The 17,656-nt window shown below is 60.2% G+C and carries 16 protein-coding genes; 15 read left to right on the top strand and 1 reads right to left on the bottom strand.

Going from position 1 to position 17,656, the window contains the following annotated elements; all coding sequences use genetic code 11:
- Positions 1-71 precede the first annotated feature (71 nt).
- From RBB47_RS19575 to RBB47_RS19520, 12 genes are all read left to right on the top strand, one after another.
- The gene (locus RBB47_RS19575; protein ID WP_305987564.1) at positions 72-1,052 is read left to right on the top strand and encodes a tripartite tricarboxylate transporter substrate binding protein; all 981 of its coding nucleotides are present in this window, start codon (positions 72-74) and stop codon (positions 1,050-1,052) included.
- An 86-nt stretch (positions 1,053-1,138) separates the two neighbouring features.
- Positions 1,139-1,630: a tripartite tricarboxylate transporter TctB family protein gene (locus RBB47_RS19570; RefSeq protein WP_305987563.1), complete on the top strand. Its 492-nt coding sequence runs from the start codon at positions 1,139-1,141 to the stop codon at positions 1,628-1,630.
- A gap of 1 nt (position 1,631) precedes the next feature.
- Entirely contained in the window at positions 1,632-3,155 is a 1,524-nt protein-coding gene (locus tag RBB47_RS19565) for a tripartite tricarboxylate transporter permease (RefSeq protein WP_305987562.1), read from the top strand.
- Between the two features lie 28 nt (positions 3,156-3,183).
- Complete coding sequence (locus RBB47_RS19560) at positions 3,184-4,377, top strand: CaiB/BaiF CoA-transferase family protein (RefSeq protein WP_305987561.1); 1,194 nt, start codon at positions 3,184-3,186, stop codon at positions 4,375-4,377.
- Positions 4,374-5,195, top strand: a complete 822-nt coding sequence (locus tag RBB47_RS19555; protein ID WP_305987560.1) for a citryl-CoA lyase — start codon at positions 4,374-4,376, stop codon at positions 5,193-5,195. The genes RBB47_RS19560 and RBB47_RS19555 overlap by 4 nt, the downstream gene beginning before the upstream one ends.
- 177 nt (positions 5,196-5,372) lie before the next feature.
- A complete protein-coding gene (locus RBB47_RS19550) occupies positions 5,373-6,494 on the top strand; it encodes a ring-hydroxylating oxygenase subunit alpha (protein WP_305987559.1) in 1,122 nt (373 codons plus the stop codon).
- Positions 6,491-8,026, top strand: a complete 1,536-nt coding sequence (betC, locus tag RBB47_RS19545; protein ID WP_305987558.1) for a choline-sulfatase — start codon at positions 6,491-6,493, stop codon at positions 8,024-8,026. Before RBB47_RS19550 ends, betC begins: the two co-directional genes overlap by 4 nt.
- Positions 8,023-8,817, top strand: a complete 795-nt coding sequence (locus RBB47_RS19540; protein WP_305987557.1) for an SDR family NAD(P)-dependent oxidoreductase — start codon at positions 8,023-8,025, stop codon at positions 8,815-8,817. Before betC ends, RBB47_RS19540 begins: the two co-directional genes overlap by 4 nt.
- Positions 8,814-9,749 (top strand): 3-keto-5-aminohexanoate cleavage protein, encoded by a 936-nt coding sequence (locus RBB47_RS19535; RefSeq protein ID WP_371932819.1) that lies wholly within the window; start codon positions 8,814-8,816, stop codon positions 9,747-9,749. Before RBB47_RS19540 ends, RBB47_RS19535 begins: the two co-directional genes overlap by 4 nt.
- 30 nt (positions 9,750-9,779) lie before the next feature.
- Entirely contained in the window at positions 9,780-11,198 is a 1,419-nt protein-coding gene (locus tag RBB47_RS19530; protein ID WP_305987555.1) for a gamma-aminobutyraldehyde dehydrogenase, read from the top strand.
- On the top strand, positions 11,198-11,932 hold the full coding sequence (locus RBB47_RS19525) for an SDR family NAD(P)-dependent oxidoreductase (RefSeq protein ID WP_305987554.1): 735 nt from the start codon (positions 11,198-11,200) through the stop codon (positions 11,930-11,932). Before RBB47_RS19530 ends, RBB47_RS19525 begins: the two co-directional genes overlap by 1 nt.
- Positions 11,932-12,861 (top strand): 3-hydroxyacyl-CoA dehydrogenase NAD-binding domain-containing protein, encoded by a 930-nt coding sequence (locus RBB47_RS19520; RefSeq protein WP_305987553.1) that lies wholly within the window; start codon positions 11,932-11,934, stop codon positions 12,859-12,861. Before RBB47_RS19525 ends, RBB47_RS19520 begins: the two co-directional genes overlap by 1 nt.
- On the opposite strand, the gene RBB47_RS19515 is transcribed toward RBB47_RS19520, so the two are convergent.
- Positions 12,858-13,850: a GlxA family transcriptional regulator gene (locus RBB47_RS19515; protein ID WP_305987552.1), complete on the bottom strand. Its 993-nt coding sequence runs from the start codon at positions 13,848-13,850 to the stop codon at positions 12,858-12,860. The two genes, RBB47_RS19520 and RBB47_RS19515, sit on opposite strands and share 4 nt — an antisense overlap.
- 349 nt (positions 13,851-14,199) lie before the next feature.
- Here RBB47_RS19515 and RBB47_RS19510 point away from each other — a divergent pair, with 349 nt between their 5' ends.
- The 3 genes from RBB47_RS19510 to RBB47_RS19500 are packed head-to-tail and all read left to right on the top strand — an operon-like array spanning position 14,200 to position 17,654.
- Complete coding sequence (locus tag RBB47_RS19510; RefSeq protein ID WP_305987551.1) at positions 14,200-15,279, top strand: hydrogenase small subunit; 1,080 nt, start codon at positions 14,200-14,202, stop codon at positions 15,277-15,279.
- Positions 15,279-17,078 (top strand): nickel-dependent hydrogenase large subunit, encoded by a 1,800-nt coding sequence (locus RBB47_RS19505; protein WP_305987550.1) that lies wholly within the window; start codon positions 15,279-15,281, stop codon positions 17,076-17,078. Before RBB47_RS19510 ends, RBB47_RS19505 begins: the two co-directional genes overlap by 1 nt.
- A 12-nt stretch (positions 17,079-17,090) precedes the next feature.
- Entirely contained in the window at positions 17,091-17,654 is a 564-nt protein-coding gene (locus RBB47_RS19500) for a HupE/UreJ family protein (protein ID WP_305987549.1), read from the top strand.
- The last annotated feature ends 2 nt before the right edge of the window (positions 17,655-17,656 follow it).

Below are 17,656 nucleotides of genomic sequence, written 5' to 3'. Positions count from 1 at the left end.
CTGTCAGCTTTCCCAATACTTTTAATGTTTGCAAGGGGCTCGTGAAGCCCCGGCGTGTCAGGGAGGAAAATATGACACTTATGAAGATGACCCGCCGGGTCGTTCTGGCGGCGGCTGCCGTCTCTTTTTCATTCGCAACACCGACATTTGCCGAAGAAGTCGTTGACAGCATTCACTTCCTGATTCCGGGCGGTGCTGGTGGCGGCTGGGACGGTACGGCCCGTGGTACGGGTGAAGCCCTGACCAAGGCCGGTCTCGTCGGCTCCGCGTCTTATGAGAACATGTCCGGCGGCGGTGGCGGCAAGGCCATCGGCTACCTGATTGAAAATGCCGACAGCAACCATGGCACGCTCATGGTCAACTCCACACCGATCGTGATCCGTTCGCTGACTGGCGTGTTCCCGCAGAATTTCCGCGACCTGACGCTGGTGGCCGGAACGATCGGTGACTACGCAGCACTTGTCGTGCCCGCAGACAGCGATATCCAGGACGTCAATGGCCTGATCGAAGCCTTTAATGCGGATCCGGCCGGCACCGCCGTTGGTGGCGGCTCTGTTCCGGGCGGCATGGACCACCTCGTGGCCGCAATGGTCTTCCAGGCGGCCGGAGCTGATCCGGTCGCACTGAAATACGTGCCTTATGATGGTGGCGGCAAGACCATGGCCGGTCTGCTTTCTGGCGAAGTCCAGGCCGTTTCCACCGGTTTCTCCGAAGCCGTTGAACTCGCCAAGGCCGGAGAAGTCCGCATCATCGGTGTGACCTCTCCTGAGCGTGTGGATGCCTATGCCGATGCACCGACCATGGTCGAGCAGGGCAATGACACCACCTTCGTCAACTGGCGCGGTTTCTTTGCCGCCCCGGGTCTGCCGGCAGACAAGCTGGCTGCGTATCAGGCTGCGATCGCCGCAATGTACGAGACCGCTGAGTGGGAAGACGTCCGTGCACGCAACGGCTGGGTGAACATCCATAATCCCGGCGACGATTTCCGTTCCTTCCTGGAAGAGCAGGAGCAGGTGATCGGCGATCTGATGAAGCAACTCGGCTTCCTTTAAGCCACGCTCACACCTGACGTGGTGACAGATGCGTCCGGGTACACCCGGACGCATCAACCAATCCAAAAAATCCTGGGGGGGGAACGATGGCGCTCGACCGCTGGCTGGCCCTAGTCATCCTGCTGATCTGTCTGGCCTATGGCTATGCAGCCTTTTTTACCATGGACGCGCTTTTGCCGCCGATCATGAAACGCAGCCCGATCTGGCCATCGAGCTTTCCGAAGGTTCTGGTCATCGGGGCGATCCTGTTGTCCCTGAGTGTCCTGCTGGGCCTTGAGAAATCTCCGGAAAAGAAAGACGCAACGGACATCAACCTGTCGCGCCTGCGGGAATACAAGGTCGGCCAGGCCATCCTGCTTCTGGCGCTGATGGTGGCCTACGCTCTTTTGCTGCGCCCTCTCGGTTTCCTGGCATCAACCTTTCTGTTTTTGACCGTCGGCAGCTTCATTCTCGGAGAACGCCGTTACGGGGTGATGATCCTTGTCGCGGCGATCGCCGCAGGCACGGTTTGGTATCTGGTGGACGTGGTTCTCGGGATCTTCCTGAGCCCATTCCCGATTTTCATGACTGGGGGCTGAGATGCTTGAGGGACTTCTGACCGGCCTCGCAACGGCCTTCACCTTTACCAACATCCTGATGGTTGTCGGCGGCTGCCTGATCGGCACATTCATCGGCATGCTTCCAGGCCTCGGCCCGATGTCGATCATCGCCATCATGATCCCGGTCGCAATCACGATCGGCGATCCGTCCGCCGCGCTGATCCTGCTGGCTGGCGTTTACTACGGTGCGGTCTTCGGCGGATCGACATCTTCCATCCTCATCAATGCGCCGGGTGTTGCCTCTACCGTTGCAACGTCCTTTGACGGGTATCCGCTGGCAAGAAAGGGTCAGGCCGGCAAGGCACTGACAGTCGCCGCCATCTCATCCTTCGCCGGGGGAACGATCGGCGCCGTCCTGTTGATGGTGTTTGCACCGGCTCTGGCCTCGGTCGCGCTGTTGTTCCACTCCTCGGAATACTTCGCGCTGATGGTCGTGGGCCTGTCGGCCATTGCGGCCTTCGCCGGCACAGGACAGGTCGGCAAGGCGCTGCTCATGACATTCCTCGGGCTGATGATGGCAACGGTTGGAGAGGGTGTGCTCTTCAACGCACCCCGCTTCACGATGGGGGTCATGGATCTTCAGTCCGGCTTCGGTTTCATCACACTTGCGATGGCCATGTTCGCGCTTCCCGAAGCAATCTTCCTCGTGCTTGATCCAAACCGTTCCAAGACCGGTGACGGCAGCGACGGCGGCAAGATCAAGAATCTGCGCATCTCAAAGGACGAAGCGCGCAAGATCACGCCCGTGATCGGACGGCAATCGCTCCAGGGTTTCTTCATCGGCGTTCTGCCGGGCGCTGGGGCGACCATCGCTTCCTTCCTGGGCTATGCTGTTGAGCGAAACATCGCATCGAAAGAAGAGCAGGACGAGTTCGGCAAGGGATCGGTTAAAGGCATTGCGGCACCGGAAAGCGCCAACAACGCTGCCTGCACCGGGTCTTTCGTTCCGCTTCTCACCCTTGGCATTCCAGGCTCGGGCACCACAGCCATTCTCTTGGGTGCGCTGATTGCGCTCAACGTGAGCCCGGGTCCACGCCTGATGGTGGATGAACCGCAGATCTTCTGGGCGGTCATCATTTCCATGTATCTCGGCAATCTGGTTCTTCTGATCCTGAACCTGCCGCTGATCCCCTATATCGCCAAGGTCCTGGCCGTCCCGCGCAACTACCTGATCCCGTTCATTTTGTTCTTCACGCTGATGGGGGCCTATATCGGGCAGAACAACGCGACGGAGCTCCTGATCCTGGTCGGGTTCGGCATTTGCGCAACCCTGTTCCGGTTCGCGGACTATCCGCTTGCGCCGCTGCTCATCGGGTTCATCCTTGGACCGCTGCTGGAGAACAATTTCTCCCGCGCCATGCAGCTTTATGACGGCATGGGCTTTGTCTGGGAGCGCCCGATGACGCTTGGCCTGTTGATCCTGGCCGTCGTCCTCGTGGTCCTGCCGGGGTACCGGGCCCGCCGGGCCCGTCTGCGCGCGGAAGGCGTGGCCGACGGAGACTGAGCGAAAGCAGAAGAAGAGGTAGCGCCAGGTGTCGAAACCGCTTGAAGGCATTCGGGTCCTCGACCTGACCAATGTACTTGCCGGGCCGTTTTGCTGTCATCACCTGGCGCATCTCGGCGCGGAAGTGATCAAGGTCGAGGCCGCAGGCCGAGGTGACCTTGCGCGCAAACTCGGCGCCGACCCGGAGCTCAACGACAAGGGAATGGGCGTCTCGTTCCTTGCGCAAAACGCCGGCAAGAAATCGGTCACGGTCAACCTGAAGCATGCAAAGGGCAAGGCGCTCTTTCTCAAGCTGGTGAAAACCGCAGATGTGCTGGTTGAGAACTTTCGTCCCGGCGTGATGGACCGGCTCGGCGTCGGATACGACACGCTCAAGCAAGAGAACCAGCAGCTGATCTATTGTGCCATCTCCGGCTTCGGTCAGGACGGGCCCTGGGTGCACAGGCCGGCTTACGATCAGATCATCCAGGGCGCATCCGGCGTCATGTCGATCACGGGCGACAGCGAGAGCGCGCCGCTCAGGGTCGGCTATCCGGTCGCCGATACCGTTGGCGGCATCACGGCCGCATTTGCCGTTGCCTCCGCGCTGAACGCCAAGCCAAGAGGCTGCTTCCTGGATGTTTCCATGCTTGAATCGGTTCTGGCGACGATGGGTTGGGTGGTTTCCAATTATCTCAACGCGGGCGTGGAACCGGCAGCCAACGGCAACGAAAACATCACATCAGCCCCCTCGGGGGCCTTTGAAGCTGGTCACGGACTTCTCAACATCGCTGCCAACAAGGACGAACAATGGGTTCTGCTGACCGATCACCTTGGCTTGAGCGCGCTTCGCGATCGTCCGGAATATGCGACGCGTGAAGACAGGAAACGAAATCGCCTGGCTTTGAAAGCGGAGCTTGAAATCGTGCTCAAGACCCGTCCCGCGCGCGACTGGGCCAAGGAGCTCAACCGTCTCGGCGTTCCGTCCGGAGCCGTGCTGACAGTTCCGGAGGTGCTGGAGATGCCCCAGGTCGCGGACCGCGGTTTCCTGAACACGTTCCAGGACGTGCCCGGCGTTGGCCGAGACATTTCGGTGACAACCACCGGGATCAAGCTCGACGGGGAAGCACCGCGTGTGGATGATCCTCCGCCTCTCCTTGGCGAGCATAACGAAGAGATCTGGACCGGTTTGGGCGTGAGCGAGGCGGAATTGGCTGAATTGCAGAGTGACGGTGCGCTATGAGCGACGGAAACAGCGACGTCTCAGACTGGTGGTCGACAGACATCATAGACATGGCCCCCGGCAAGATCCGGTTTCGTGGCCATGCCATTGAGGACCTGATCGGTAACGTCTCCTTTCCCCAGATGATCTGGCTGATGACCCGGGGCGACTTGCCGACGCCTGAGCAGGCGAAGCTGCTAGAATGCGCTTTGGTGGCCGCTGTCGACCATGGGCCGCAGGCGCCGTCGATCGCTGCCGCCCGCATGGCAGTGACCTGCGGTCTCAGCCTCAACGGTGCCCTGGCATCCGCGGTCAACATGCTTGATGACGTTCACGGCGGGGCTGGTGAACAAGCGGTGGAGCTTTATGGCTGGATCGACCAGGCGGTTGCGGGCGGGCTCGATCTTGAGGAGGCCGCCGCGCAAATGATCGATCGCTGGCAATCCGAACGCACGGCCTTCATACCCGGATTTGGCCACAGGTTTCACAAACCCGAAGACCCCCGCGCCCCTCGTCTGCTGGGTCTGGTCGATGAAGCCGCTCAAGAGGGTATTGTCAGCGGGCGCTTTGCCGATATCGGCAGAGCAATTCAGACCATTCTGAATACCCGGAAGGGCAAACCGGTCCCGATGAACATCGATGGCGCGACCGCCGTCGTCTATGCGGAACTCGGGTTTGCAGGGCAGCTGGCACGCGGGCTCTTCTGCCTTTCCAGATCCGTCGGCGTGATCGCGCATGCCTGGGAGCAGATGAACCAGGGCGGCCGCAACAAGGGCCCGACACCCCCGTCCTATCGCTGGACCTATACCGGTCCCGGCCCCATCAGCGATGAAGACTGAGCTGTTTTAGCAAAGTTCCTCTTTGAAAGCGCCGTCCGCTCGAATTCACCTCGCAGCGCCGGGTGAACACCGTCGCATATCCTCGACGTCCAAAAATATCAAAAACATGACCAAAAAAATTACGCCGCCGCATCAATTAAGCGGCACCCTGAAATGCAGTAAGGGAGAGCGAACGCCATGTCTTCAGTGTCGCAGATTTCAGCCGGCTACAGCACGGATCCGGCGCGGTCCAGTTCCTTGGTCGCCAACGCCTACACAGAGCCTGACTGGTTTCGCGAAGACCTCAAGTCGATCATCGGCAAGAACTGGCAGTGGGTTTGTCACGTCGAAAAGACGCGGGACCCGGGCTCCTATGTGACCGTGGAAATCGCTGGTCACCCTGTTGCCGTCGTCCGCGGACGAGACGGGGTCCTCAGGGCGTTTTACAATGTCTGCAAACACCGCGCGCACGAACTCTTGAGCGGTGAAGGTACAACGACGCGGATCCTGTGTCCCTATCATGCCTGGGTCTATAAACTTGACGGCCAGCTGGCCCGTGCACCCCACACCGAAAACCTGCAAGATTTTCACGTTAGTGACATCTGCCTTGATCAGGTTCAGGTCGAAGAGTTCTGCGGTTTTGTCTTTGTGAATCTCGACACTGAAGCGGCGCCGCTGTCCGCGCAATCCGGGGATCTGGAAACCGAAATCCGCCATTGGGCTCCGGACGTGGACAAGCTGACTTTCGGGCATCGGCTGACCTACGACATCAAGTCCAATTGGAAGAACGTCGTCGACAATTTCCTGGAGTGCTACCACTGTCCGACGGCTCACAAGGATTTCTGCGACCTCGTCGATATGGACACCTACAAGGTGACGACGCACGGCATCTATTCGAGCCACATGGCCGATGCCGGGCAATCTGCCAACACCGCCTATGATGTCTCGAACGCCACGGTTCGCACACATGCCGTCTGGTGGCTGTGGCCGACGACCTGCCTGATGCGCTATCCGGGCCGGTCGAGCATGATCGTTTTGAACATCATTCCCGTGGGCCCGGACCGGACTCTGGAGACATACGACTTCTTTCTGGAAACGCCGGAACCGAACGAGATGGAGCTGGACGCCATTCGCTATCTCGACGAGGTGCTACAGGTCGAGGACATTGGTCTCGTTGAAAGCGTGCAAAGGGGCATGAACACGCCGGCCTTCACGCAGGGGCGCATCGTCCACGATCCGGACGGGTCGGGCAAATCGGAGCATGCCGTACACCACTTCCACGGTCTGGTTCTCGACGCCTACGCACGAGGTGCCGCGTGAGACGCCCCAACATTGTCGTGGTGATGGCGGATCAACTGGCACCACATTTTACCGGCGCCTACGGCCATCCGGTCGCCAAGACCCCGCATCTGGATGCGCTTGCAGCGCGCGGCATGCGTTTTGACGCGGCCTACTGCAATTCTCCGCTCTGCGCACCGTCGCGTTTTGCATTCATGTCCGGCCAGCTGATCAGCCGGATTGCAGCCTACGACAATGCATCGGAATTCAACGCGTCTATTCCGACCTTTGCGCATTACCTGAAGGCCCTGGGGTACCGCACCTGCCTGTCCGGCAAGATGCATTTCGTCGGTCCGGACCAGATGCACGGCTTTGAGAACCGGGTAACCACCGACATCTACCCTGCCGATTTCGCCTGGACGCCGGACTGGGAAGCGCCGGACGAGCGGATCGACAAGTGGTACCACAACATGCAGACCGTCAAGGAAAGCGGTATCGCCCAGGCCACGTTCCAGATCGACTACGACGAGGAAGTCGGCTTTGCAGCCCGGCGTTGGCTGTTCGATGTGGCGCGGGACAAGGCTCAGGGGCATGACAGTCCCTTCGCGTTGGTCGCCAGTTTCATCCATCCGCATGACCCTTATGTCGCACGGCCGGAATGGTGGGACCTATACACCGACGCCGACATCGATCTTCCGCAATTTGTTCCCGCTCAGGACGATCAGGATCCATTCTCGCGCCGCCTGATGGACGGGATCGAAGCGTCCTATGTCCCCTTGACCGAGGAAGAGGTGCGAAGAGCCCGCCATGCTTATCTCGCGAACGTCAGTTACTTCGACAGCAAGGTGGGACTGCTGGTCCAAACGCTTCAGGAGATCGGCGAACTCGACAACACGATCATCCTCGTGACCGCAGATCACGGCGACATGCTCGGAGAGCGTGGCCTTTGGTACAAGATGAATTTCTTCGAACACTCCGCACGCGTTCCCCTCGTCATGGCAGGACCCGGAGTGACGCACGGGACCGCGAAAAATGCCTGCTCTCTCGTCGACCTGCTGCCGACCTTCCTGGAAATCGGTGGTGGCGGGCCGGACATGCTCGGGGTGCCTGTCGACGGTCGCAGCCTGATGCCGCTGGCGCGCGGTGAACACGATCCGGTTGATGAGGCAATTGGCGAATATTGCGCGGAAATGACCCCCTACCCCGTGGTGATGATCCGACGGGGGCCGCTCAAATACATCCATTGCGACGCCGATCCGCCCCAGCTTTATGACCTCGACAAGGATCCGCACGAGACCGTCAATCGGACCACTGATCCAGACTATGCCGATGCTGCTGCCGATTTCGCTGCGGAATTTGATGCCCGATGGAACGGTGAGGACCTTCGAGTGAGGGTCATAGCAACTCAAAAGGCGCGACGCGCGTTGCACGCGGCCATGGAAGCCGGTGCCGGCGAACACTGGGACTACGATCCGCCGTCTGACGCCAGCCAGCAATATGTGCGCAATCACATGGACTGGACGGCCGCGGCCAGCCGGTATCGCTTCCCTCCAAACAAGGACTCCAATCGATGATGCTGAACGGCAAAACCGCTCTCGTCACGGGAGCGCGCGGCGGCATTGGACGCGCGATCGTCGCACGTTTCATCAAGGAAGGTGCGACTGTCTATGCGGCCGACCTGACTCCAGGCGGCTCCCTGGAAAGCGAGAGCGATGATGGCGGCTTGTTTATAAAGCTGGACGTCACGCAGGAACAGGACGCCGTCGACGCGATGGAGACGGTGCGCGCTTCGCACGGCAAGTTGGATATTCTTGTAAATGCCGCCGGGATCGAGATCGAAAAGACGATCGAGGACACCACCCTTGAGGAGTGGAACCGCAGCTTTGCCGTCAATGTCACGGGCACGTTCCTGACGTCCAAACATGCGCTTCCGTTGATGCGTGAAGCCGCCAGATCGGGGACAAGCGCAAGCCTGATCAATTTCGGATCGTATGACGGTTTCATCGCCGATCCCGGCCTTGCCGCCTATTGCGCCACAAAGGGCGCCGTGCACGCGCTGACGCGGGCGATGGCATGCGACCACGGTCCGGAGGGCATACGCGTCAACGCGATTTGTCCCGGCTATATCGACACGCCGATGCTGCAGAGCTTCTTCACCGGTGAGGGATCGGGCGGTGGCGGCGGCAACATTGAAACGCTGCAGCAGGCTGTCCGGGATGTGCACCCGATGCGCACCTATGGCACGCCGACTGATATCGCCAATCTGGTGACGTGGCTGGCTTCGGACGAGGCGCGTTACGCATCGGGACAGCTGTGGGTGCTTGACGGAGGGCTGTCTGCACAGGTGCAGCAGATGAAGCTCTGATGCCGAAGTCCATCATCATAACCTGTGCCCCGACAGGCGGTATCCATACACCGTCGATGTCACCGCACCTGCCGATCACACCGGCCGAAATCGCAACGGCAAGCATTGAAGCTGCCGAAGCCGGCGCTTCGATCATCCATCTCCATGCGCGCAATCCGGACACCGGCAAGCCGGACCCGAGACCGGAAATCTTCCGACAGTTTCTACCCGTCATAAAGCAGTCGACGGACGCGGTTGTGAATGTCTCCACCGGCGGCGGCCTGGGCATGTCGATGGACGAACGGCTTCTGGCGGCGACCAGCGCAAGTCCGGAAATGGCATCGCTCAACATGGGATCTATGAATTTCGGCATCTTCCCGATGCTTCAGAAATACAGTGACTTCCAGTTCGATTGGGAACGCCCTTTCCTGGAAATGACGGAAGATTTCATCTTTCCGAACACGTTCAAGACGATCCGCTACGCGATCGAGAAACTCGGTGGCGACCACGGCACCCGGTTCGAGTTCGAGTGCTACGACCTCGGGCATCTTTACAACGTCAAATGGTTCGTGGACCAGGGCCTGATCAAACCGCCTTTCTTCATTCAGATGGTGTTCGGCATCCTGGGTGGCATGGGGGCCGATATCGACAATCTTGTTCATCTTCACAAGAAGGCGGACGAGCTCTTCGGCGCCAGCACTTACGAGTGGTCGGTTCTGTCGGCGGGCCGCCATCAAATGCCGTTTGCGACCCAGAGCGCTCTGCTCGGCGGCAATCTCCGCGTCGGCCTGGAAGACAGCCTCTTTATCGGCAAGGGCGAGCTTGCAACGTCGAATGCCCAACAGGTTCAACGCATTCGCACGATCATCGAAAATCTGGGACTGACAGTGGCGACCCCCGCCGAAGCCCGCCAGCGCCTTGCGCTGAAGGGAGCTGACCGAGTCGGGTTTTAGGCTACGGACGCACCCTAAGGAGGACAATCCATGCAGACGAAAATGTTGATAAACGGCGAACTGGTGAGCGGCGACGGCGTCGCACTGGATGTTCTTGACCCGGCAACCGGCAGCACAATCGCAACGGTGAACGAAGCGAGCCCGGAACAGGTTGAGGCGGCGGTTAGAAGTTCGGCAGAAAGCTTCGCGACCCTGTCGGCGACAACACCAGCGGAGCGATCTGCGCTTCTTCTGCAGATCGCGGAGATAATCGAGGAGAACAGTTTCGAGCTGGCGGAACTTGAAAGTCTTGATGTCGGCAAACCGTGGCCGTCCGCGCATGACGATGAAATGCCGCTGACCATCGACGTCTTCCGTTTTTTCGCAGGCGCGGCAAGAACGATGACCGGCTCGGCAACCGGCGAATATGTGGCCGGCCACACATCGATGATCCGGCGCGATCCGGTCGGACCGGTCGCAGCCATCGCCCCGTGGAACTATCCCTTGATGATGGCGTCCTGGAAACTGGCGGCGCCGATTGCCGCCGGATGCCCCGTGGTTCTGAAGCCCTCGGAGCTGACGCCGCTGTCGACATTGAAGCTGGCTGAACTCATCAAGGATGCAGTTCCCGCAGGCCTCCTGAACATCGTGCACGGGCGCGGCCCGACGATTGGGGATCAGTTGATCAACAGTCCGCAAATGGAAGCCATCAGCGTCACAGGATCACCGGCAACCGGGATGGCGGCAATGCGGGCGGCTTCCAACCAGATACGCCATGTTCATCTCGAGCTCGGCGGCAAGGCGCCAGTCATCGTCTTTGATGATGCCGATATTGATGCCGTTGCCGAAACCATTCGATACGGCAGCTATTTCAACGCCGGACAGGATTGCGCGCAGCCCTGCCGGGTGCTCGCCGCCGACGGCATCTACGACAAGCTTGTCGCCGCCATCGGAGACCAGGTTAGCCAAATCCAGATGGGCGCCCAAAAGGCGGAAGGCACCGAGATGGGGCCTCTTGTTTCGGCCGAGCACAGAAACCGCGTAGCAGCCTTCGTCGATCGCGCGCGTCCGTCGGGCGAAGTGATCACTGGCGGGGAAAGCGGAGACGGTAGCGGATTTTTCTACCAGCCGACCGTTGTCGCGAATGTCGACGGGAATGCCGAGATTGCGCGGAGCGAAGTATTCGGGCCCGTCGTGACAGTGTCGCGGTTTACCGATGCGGACGAGGCTTTGAAAACAGCGAACGCTGGGTCCTATGGATTGGCTTCTTCCGTCTGGACGCGGGACGTCGGGCGCGCGATGCAGATGACATCGAAGCTGCGCTACGGCTTTACATGGGTCAACACGCATGGCGTCGCGACACCGGAAATGCCCTGGGCTGCGATGAAGGGTTCCGGCACCGGATGTGACATGTCGGTCTATGCGCTGGATGCCTACACGTCGATCCGCCACGTCATGGTTGCGCACTGATGCGTCTTTCAGGCAAACGGGCCTTTGTCACCGGAGGACGGTCGGGCATCGGGCGCGGGATCGTCGACGCTTTTCTGAGAGAAGGCGCAGATGTCGTTGCGTGCGGCCGCGGGGAGCACCCTGACGAATTCAAAGCCGGCTGGATCAGCCTCGACGTCTCCGACCCGGACGCTGTGACAAATACTGCAGAGAGCCTCGGTGCGTTTGACGTTGTCGTCAACAATGCGGGAGTTCAGGTCGAAAAAACCGTGGTCGAGAGTTCCGACGAGGATTGGGACCTGGTGATGGGCACCAACGCGAGGGGCGTCTTCAATGTTTGTCGCGCCTTCATACCGCGCATGCGCAATGGTGGCTCGCTCATCAATATCGGCTCCATATCCGGCAATGTCGCCGACCCGTCCATGGCGCTCTACAACGCGTCGAAGGCCTTTGTGCACGGGCTCACGCGGTCGATCGCGGTCGACCAAGGTCCGGCGATCCGTTGCAATGCGATTTGCCCGGGCTGGATCGAAACGGGCATGCTGGAGGCCGGATTCCAGCTTGCCCAAGATCCGGACAAAGCGCAGTCCGATGCCGTGAAGCGGCACCCGGCCGGACGGTTTGGCAAACCCTCTGACATCGCCGCGATGGCGGTCTGGCTTGCCTCTGACGATGCCTCCTTCGCAACCGGGCAGCTATTCACTGTCGACGGCGGCATGACCGCCGCCTCACCCTTGAACCCGGGATTGTTCTGATGAAGCATATTTCGAATGTCGCTGTTCTGGGCGCAGGTGTCATTGGTGCCAGCTGGACGGCCCTCTTCCTGGCAGCGGGACGAAGCGTATCCGTCTTCGATCCAGACCCGGAAACGCAAAACAAGGTCAAAGCGTATATCGACGCGGCCTGGCCGGCGCTTGAAGAGCTTGGCCTGACAGAGCGGGCGACGCCGGACGCTTTGACGTTTTCGCAGTCAGCCGCATCCGTCGTGGAAGGCGCAGACTTCGTTCAGGAAAACGTACCTGAGAGGCTTCCGATCAAACATGCGACCTATGGGGAAATCGAAGCGGTGCTGCCGCCCCACGCGGTCGTGTCGAGTTCGACGTCCGGATTGACGCTGGAGGCGCTGCAAGAGGGCTGGAAAGATCCCGCGCGCTTTGTTCTCGGGCACCCGTTCAATCCGCCACACTTGATCCCGCTGGTGGAACTGACGGGAAATTCGTGCACCAGTGCGGATGTTCTGAACGTGACCGAAGACTTTTATCACGACATTGGAAAAGTCACGATCCGCATCAAGAAAGGCATGGCGGGCCATGTTGCGAACCGCCTGCAGGCAGCTGTCTGGCGCGAAGCGGTCTACATGGCCATAGAGGGCGTTGCGAGCGTTGAAGACATTGACAGGGCGATGTGGGCCGGCCCCGGTCTGAGGTGGGCGTCGATGGGTCCAACGATGCTGTTTCATCTCGGCGCGGGCGAAGGTGGCCTCAAAGCGTTCTGCGACCATTTCAAGGATACCTTCAACGGCTGGTGGGACGATTTGGGCGATCCGCGGCTCGATGACGATGTCATTGAAAAGCTGGTCGCAGGCATGGCCGAGCAGGCGAGAGGACGCAGCCCTCAGGAACTCGCGCGCGACAGGGACCGAATGCTGGTGGCGATCCAGGCTGCGACGAAGCCGCTTCGCTAGCTTGACCTTGGACTATGCATCGGCCAGGCCCGGAACTCGAATGGGACACGGCCCTCGATGCGGTCCTTGTTCGGTGCCAGGCCGAATTTCTGTTGGTAACATCGGCTGAAATGAACCTGGCTGTTGAAGCCGGAGGCCGCCGCCACTTCGCTGAGTTTCATTTCTGTCTGCGTCACCAGGCCCCGGGCGCGGTCGAGCCGGATGTCGCGATAGTATTCGACCGGTGTCTTGTGAACATATTGCGTGAACAGGCGGCCCAGCTGCCGCTGTGAGATGGCAACGCGTTTGCAGATTTCCGGGATCGGAATCGGATCTTCAAGATTTGCCTCCATCAGATCGATTGCTTTTCTGACGGTGTTGGGTGTCACGTGGCCCGTCGGCTCGACACGTTTCGGGTTCTGCGATCGGCCCGCGCCGCGAACATCATGGTGAAACACATAGCGCGCGGCCGCATTCGCAATGCTGGGGCCGGAAAACTCGCTGAGATAATGAAGCGCGGCATCGGAGGCCGCCGTGCCGCCGCAACAGGTGAAGAGCCGGCCGTCAACGACAAACAGATCTTCGCAAACCGTCGTGTCCGTCGCCATTTCCATGAGCGCATCTATATGTTCGTAGTGCGCCGTGGCCCGCTTGTTCTTCAACAGCCCGGCATTGGCCAGGACGAAGGCGCCGGTGTCGATGCCGCCGACAATCGCCCCTTCCCGGGCCCATCGGTTGAGCGCACTCGTCGTGACGTCCGAATAGCTCTGCTCCGGCGTCCAGCTTGAACTGACGAGAACGAGATCTGCCTTTGCCGGTACGGTTTGCGTCAACGCAGCGGTTTCAATCGCGAGCCCGCTGCTCGACATCACCATTCCACCCTCGGCAGAAAGCACGTGCCATCGGAACGTTGTCGACCCGGTCAGGTAGTTTGCCGCCCGGAACGGATCGATGAAGGACATCGTTGCAGCCAGATTGAAGTAAGGCGTCACAAGGATAACCAGGTTCAAGAGTGCGGTCCGCTCGGGTATTAGGGTTACCGGTTTCAGGACATAGCACAAAACCGGGGTCTTTGTTTTCTGGCGTGGACCGATACGCATTCCAGCTGGAAGCGACCGGCTTTCTTGCCGCGCGAAATCTCGCCTCCAACCTTGAAAGCACGACTGGCGGCTTGGTGGTTAGTTTGCTTACACTTTGAAAACATGCAGCGGCTCTATCCGTTTCGCCATCAAGCTGAACAGTGGAATTTTCCGACGAAAACCCAACAAAAACAAAAACTAAAGAATTTGGCCCGCTTCCTGCAAAGCCCGCATGGAATTTGGCATCCAGCCAAAAATAACATGCGGAGGAGCGTGGGGTATGCACGAGACCTTTTACGATGTGATGCGCCGACAAGGCATCACCAGGCGAAGTTTCCTTAAATTCTGTTCGCTGACGGCAGCAGCGCTCGGTCTCGGACCGAGCTTTGCGCCGAAAATCGCCGAAGCCATGGAGACAAAGCCGCGCATTCCGGTGCTGTGGCTGCACGGGCTTGAGTGCACGTGTTGTTCGGAGAGTTTCATCCGTTCGGCACACCCTCTCGCCAAGGACGTCATCCTGTCGATGATCTCGCTCGACTATGACGACACCATCATGGCGGCTGCCGGCCATCAGGCCGAGGCGATCATCCAGGAAACGATCGACAAATACGACGGCAACTACCTTCTTGCCTGTGAGGGCAATCCGCCGCTCAACCAGGAAGGCATGTCCTGCATCATCGCAGGCAAGCCTTATCTTGAGCAATTGCAGCACGCGGCAGCACACTGCAAGGCGATCATCTCCTGGGGCTCTTGTGCATCCTGGGGCTGCGTCCAGGCGGCAAGGCCGAATCCGACTCAGGCGGTGCCGATCCACAAGGCACCGGGCATGCCGAACAACAAGCCGATCATCAAGGTCCCCGGCTGTCCGCCGATTGCCGAAGTGATGACCGCGGTGATCACCTATCTCGTTACTTTCGACCGGTTCCCGGAACTTGACCGTCAGGGCCGGCCGAAAATGTTCTATTCGCAGCGGATCCACGACAAGTGCTACCGGCGGCCGCACTTCGATGCGGGCCAGTTCGTCGAAAGCTTCGACGATGAGGGCGCACGCAAGGGCTATTGCCTCTACAAGGTCGGCTGCAAAGGCCCCACCACCTACAACGCCTGCTCGACCGTTCGCTGGAACGGCGGCCTGTCCTTCCCGATCCAGTCCGGTCATCCCTGCTTCGGCTGTTCGGAAGACGGGTTCTGGGACAAGGGCGGCTTCTATGACCGCCTGACCGACATCAAAGGGTTCGGCGTTGAGTCCAACGCGGACAAGATCGGCGGAGCGGCGGCCCTGGTCGTCGGCGCAGCCGCCGCGACCCACGCTGCCGCCAGCGCCGTCAAGCGCGCTCGCCACAAGGGAGGAGATGAGTGATGGCTACCTTGCGCACCCCGAACGGGTTTGATCTGGATACCTCCGGCAAGCGGGTCGTGGTTGATCCGGTCACGCGGATCGAAGGCCACATGCGCTGCGAAGTGAATGTCGATGAGGACAACATCATTCGCAACGCGGTCTCTACCGGCACCATGTGGCGTGGACTTGAAGTGATCCTGAAGGGCCGCGATCCGCGTGATGCCTGGGCGTTCACCCAGCGGATCTGCGGCGTCTGCACCGGCACCCACGCGCTCACCTCCGTGCGCGCGGTGGAAGATGCACTCGGGATCGACATTCCCGAAAACGCCAACTCCATCCGCAACATCATGCAGCTGTCGCTGCAGGTACACGACCATCTGGTTCACTTCTATCACCTTCATGCGCTGGACTGGGTGAACCCGGTCAACGCCTTGAAGGCGGACCCGAAGGCGACCTCCGCACTGCAGCAGCAGGTGTCCCCAAGACACGCCAAGTCTTCGCCCGGTTACTTCCGGGACATTCAGAACCGCTTGAAGAAATTCGTCGAATCCGGCCAGCTCGGACCGTTCAAAAACGGTTATTGGACCAACCCGGCCTACCTGTTGCCGCCGGAAGCCGATCTGATGGCGGTCACCCACTATCTCGAAGCGCTCGATTTCCAGAAGGAAATCATGACCACCCGCACGATCTTCGGTGGCAAGGATACCCATCCGAACTGGCTGGTGGGTGGTGTTCCCTGCGCGATCAACATCGATGGCGATCAGGCCGTCGGCGCGCCAATCACCATGGACCGGCTCAACTATGTCTCCAGCATCATCGACCGGTCCATCGAGTTCATCGAAAACGTCTATATTCCGGATCTGATTGCCATTGCCGGGTTCTACAAGAGCTGGCTCTATGGCGGTGGACTGTCGTCCCAGAGCCTGATGTCCTACGGCGACATCCCGGACCGGGCCAACGATTACTCGCCGGAAAACCTGATGATGCCGCGCGGCGCCATCGTCGATGGCAAGCTGACGGAAATCCACGAGATCGACCTCAGGGATCCGGACCAGATCCAAGAATTCGTGCCGCACTCCTGGTACGCCTATGCCGACGAGGCCAAGGGGCTGCACCCCTGGGACGGGGTCACGGAACCGAACTACGCGCTCGGTGACAACCTGATCGGCACGTCGACCAACATCGTCAACATCGATGAAAACGCCAAGTATTCCTGGATCAAGGCACCGCGCTGGCGTGGCCACGCGATGGAAGTCGGGCCGCTCGCCCGCTACGTCATCGGCTACATGCAAGGGCACGAGGAGATCAAGGACCAGGTCGACCGCACGCTGTCGGCGCTCGACGTGCCTATCGACGCCCTGTTCTCGACGCTTGGGCGCACGGCTGCAAGGGGACTTGAAGCCCAGTGGGCGGCGCAAAAGCAGCGCTACTTCATGGACAAGATGATCGCCAACATCAAAGCCGGCGATTCCACGACGGCCAATACGGAGAAATTCGACCCGTCGACCTGGCCGACGGAAGTCAAGGGCGTCGGCTTCACCGAAGCTCCGCGTGGCGCGCTCGCACACTGGATCAAGATCAAGGACACCAGGATCGACAATTACCAGTGCGTGGTGCCGACCACCTGGAACGGCAGCCCGCGCGACAATGACGGCAACATCGGAGCGTTCGAAGCCTCGCTTTTGAACACGAAGGTGGAACGCGCCGACGAGCCGGTCGAAATTCTGCGCACCCTGCACAGTTTCGACCCGTGCCTTGCCTGTTCGACCCATGTCATGGGTCCGGACGGTGAGGAACTGGCCGACATCAAGGTGCGCTGAGGGAGGAACATCATGAAAAAGCTTTTGAAACTGGCACTTGTCGGAGGTGGCCTGATCGCGGCCACCCCGGCCACGGCGCATACCGGACACGAGCTGACCGCTCTGACCGGATTTCTTCACCCCTTCCTTGGCATCGACCATCTCCTGGCGATGTTCGGTGTGGGGATCCTTGCCGCAGACCGTCGCGACGGCATTGCATGGACCCTTCCCGCAGCCTTCGTTGCCGCATTGGTGATCGGTCTCTTGAGTGGTGTTGCCGGACTGACGCTTGCGGCTGCCGAGCCTGGCATTCTCGCTTCGCTCATTGTCTTCGGCCTTTTGATCGCCGCCGGATCAAATCTGGCGCTGCCGCTGATCCTGGCAGTGACAGCGGCGTTCGGGTTCCTGCATGGCACAGCTCACGGCGTCGAAGCAATCGGGGCGTCAGTCGTCTACCTTGCCGCGTTTGCCGCCGGGAGTGCCGCGCTTCATGCCGCGGGCTGGACGTTCGGCCGGTCTGTCCGGACATCGCTCATCGGTCGCTATGCGCCCGGTCTCGTCCTCGGTGCCACCGGTGTGGCGCTGCTCGCCGGATAAGG

This window comes from Roseibium sp. MMSF_3544 (assembly GCF_030732845.1).
Classification (GTDB): domain Bacteria; phylum Pseudomonadota; class Alphaproteobacteria; order Rhizobiales; family Stappiaceae; genus Roseibium.
The sequence above is the reverse complement of the archived record's forward strand: the minus strand, read 5'-3'. Positions and strand labels throughout refer to the sequence as shown.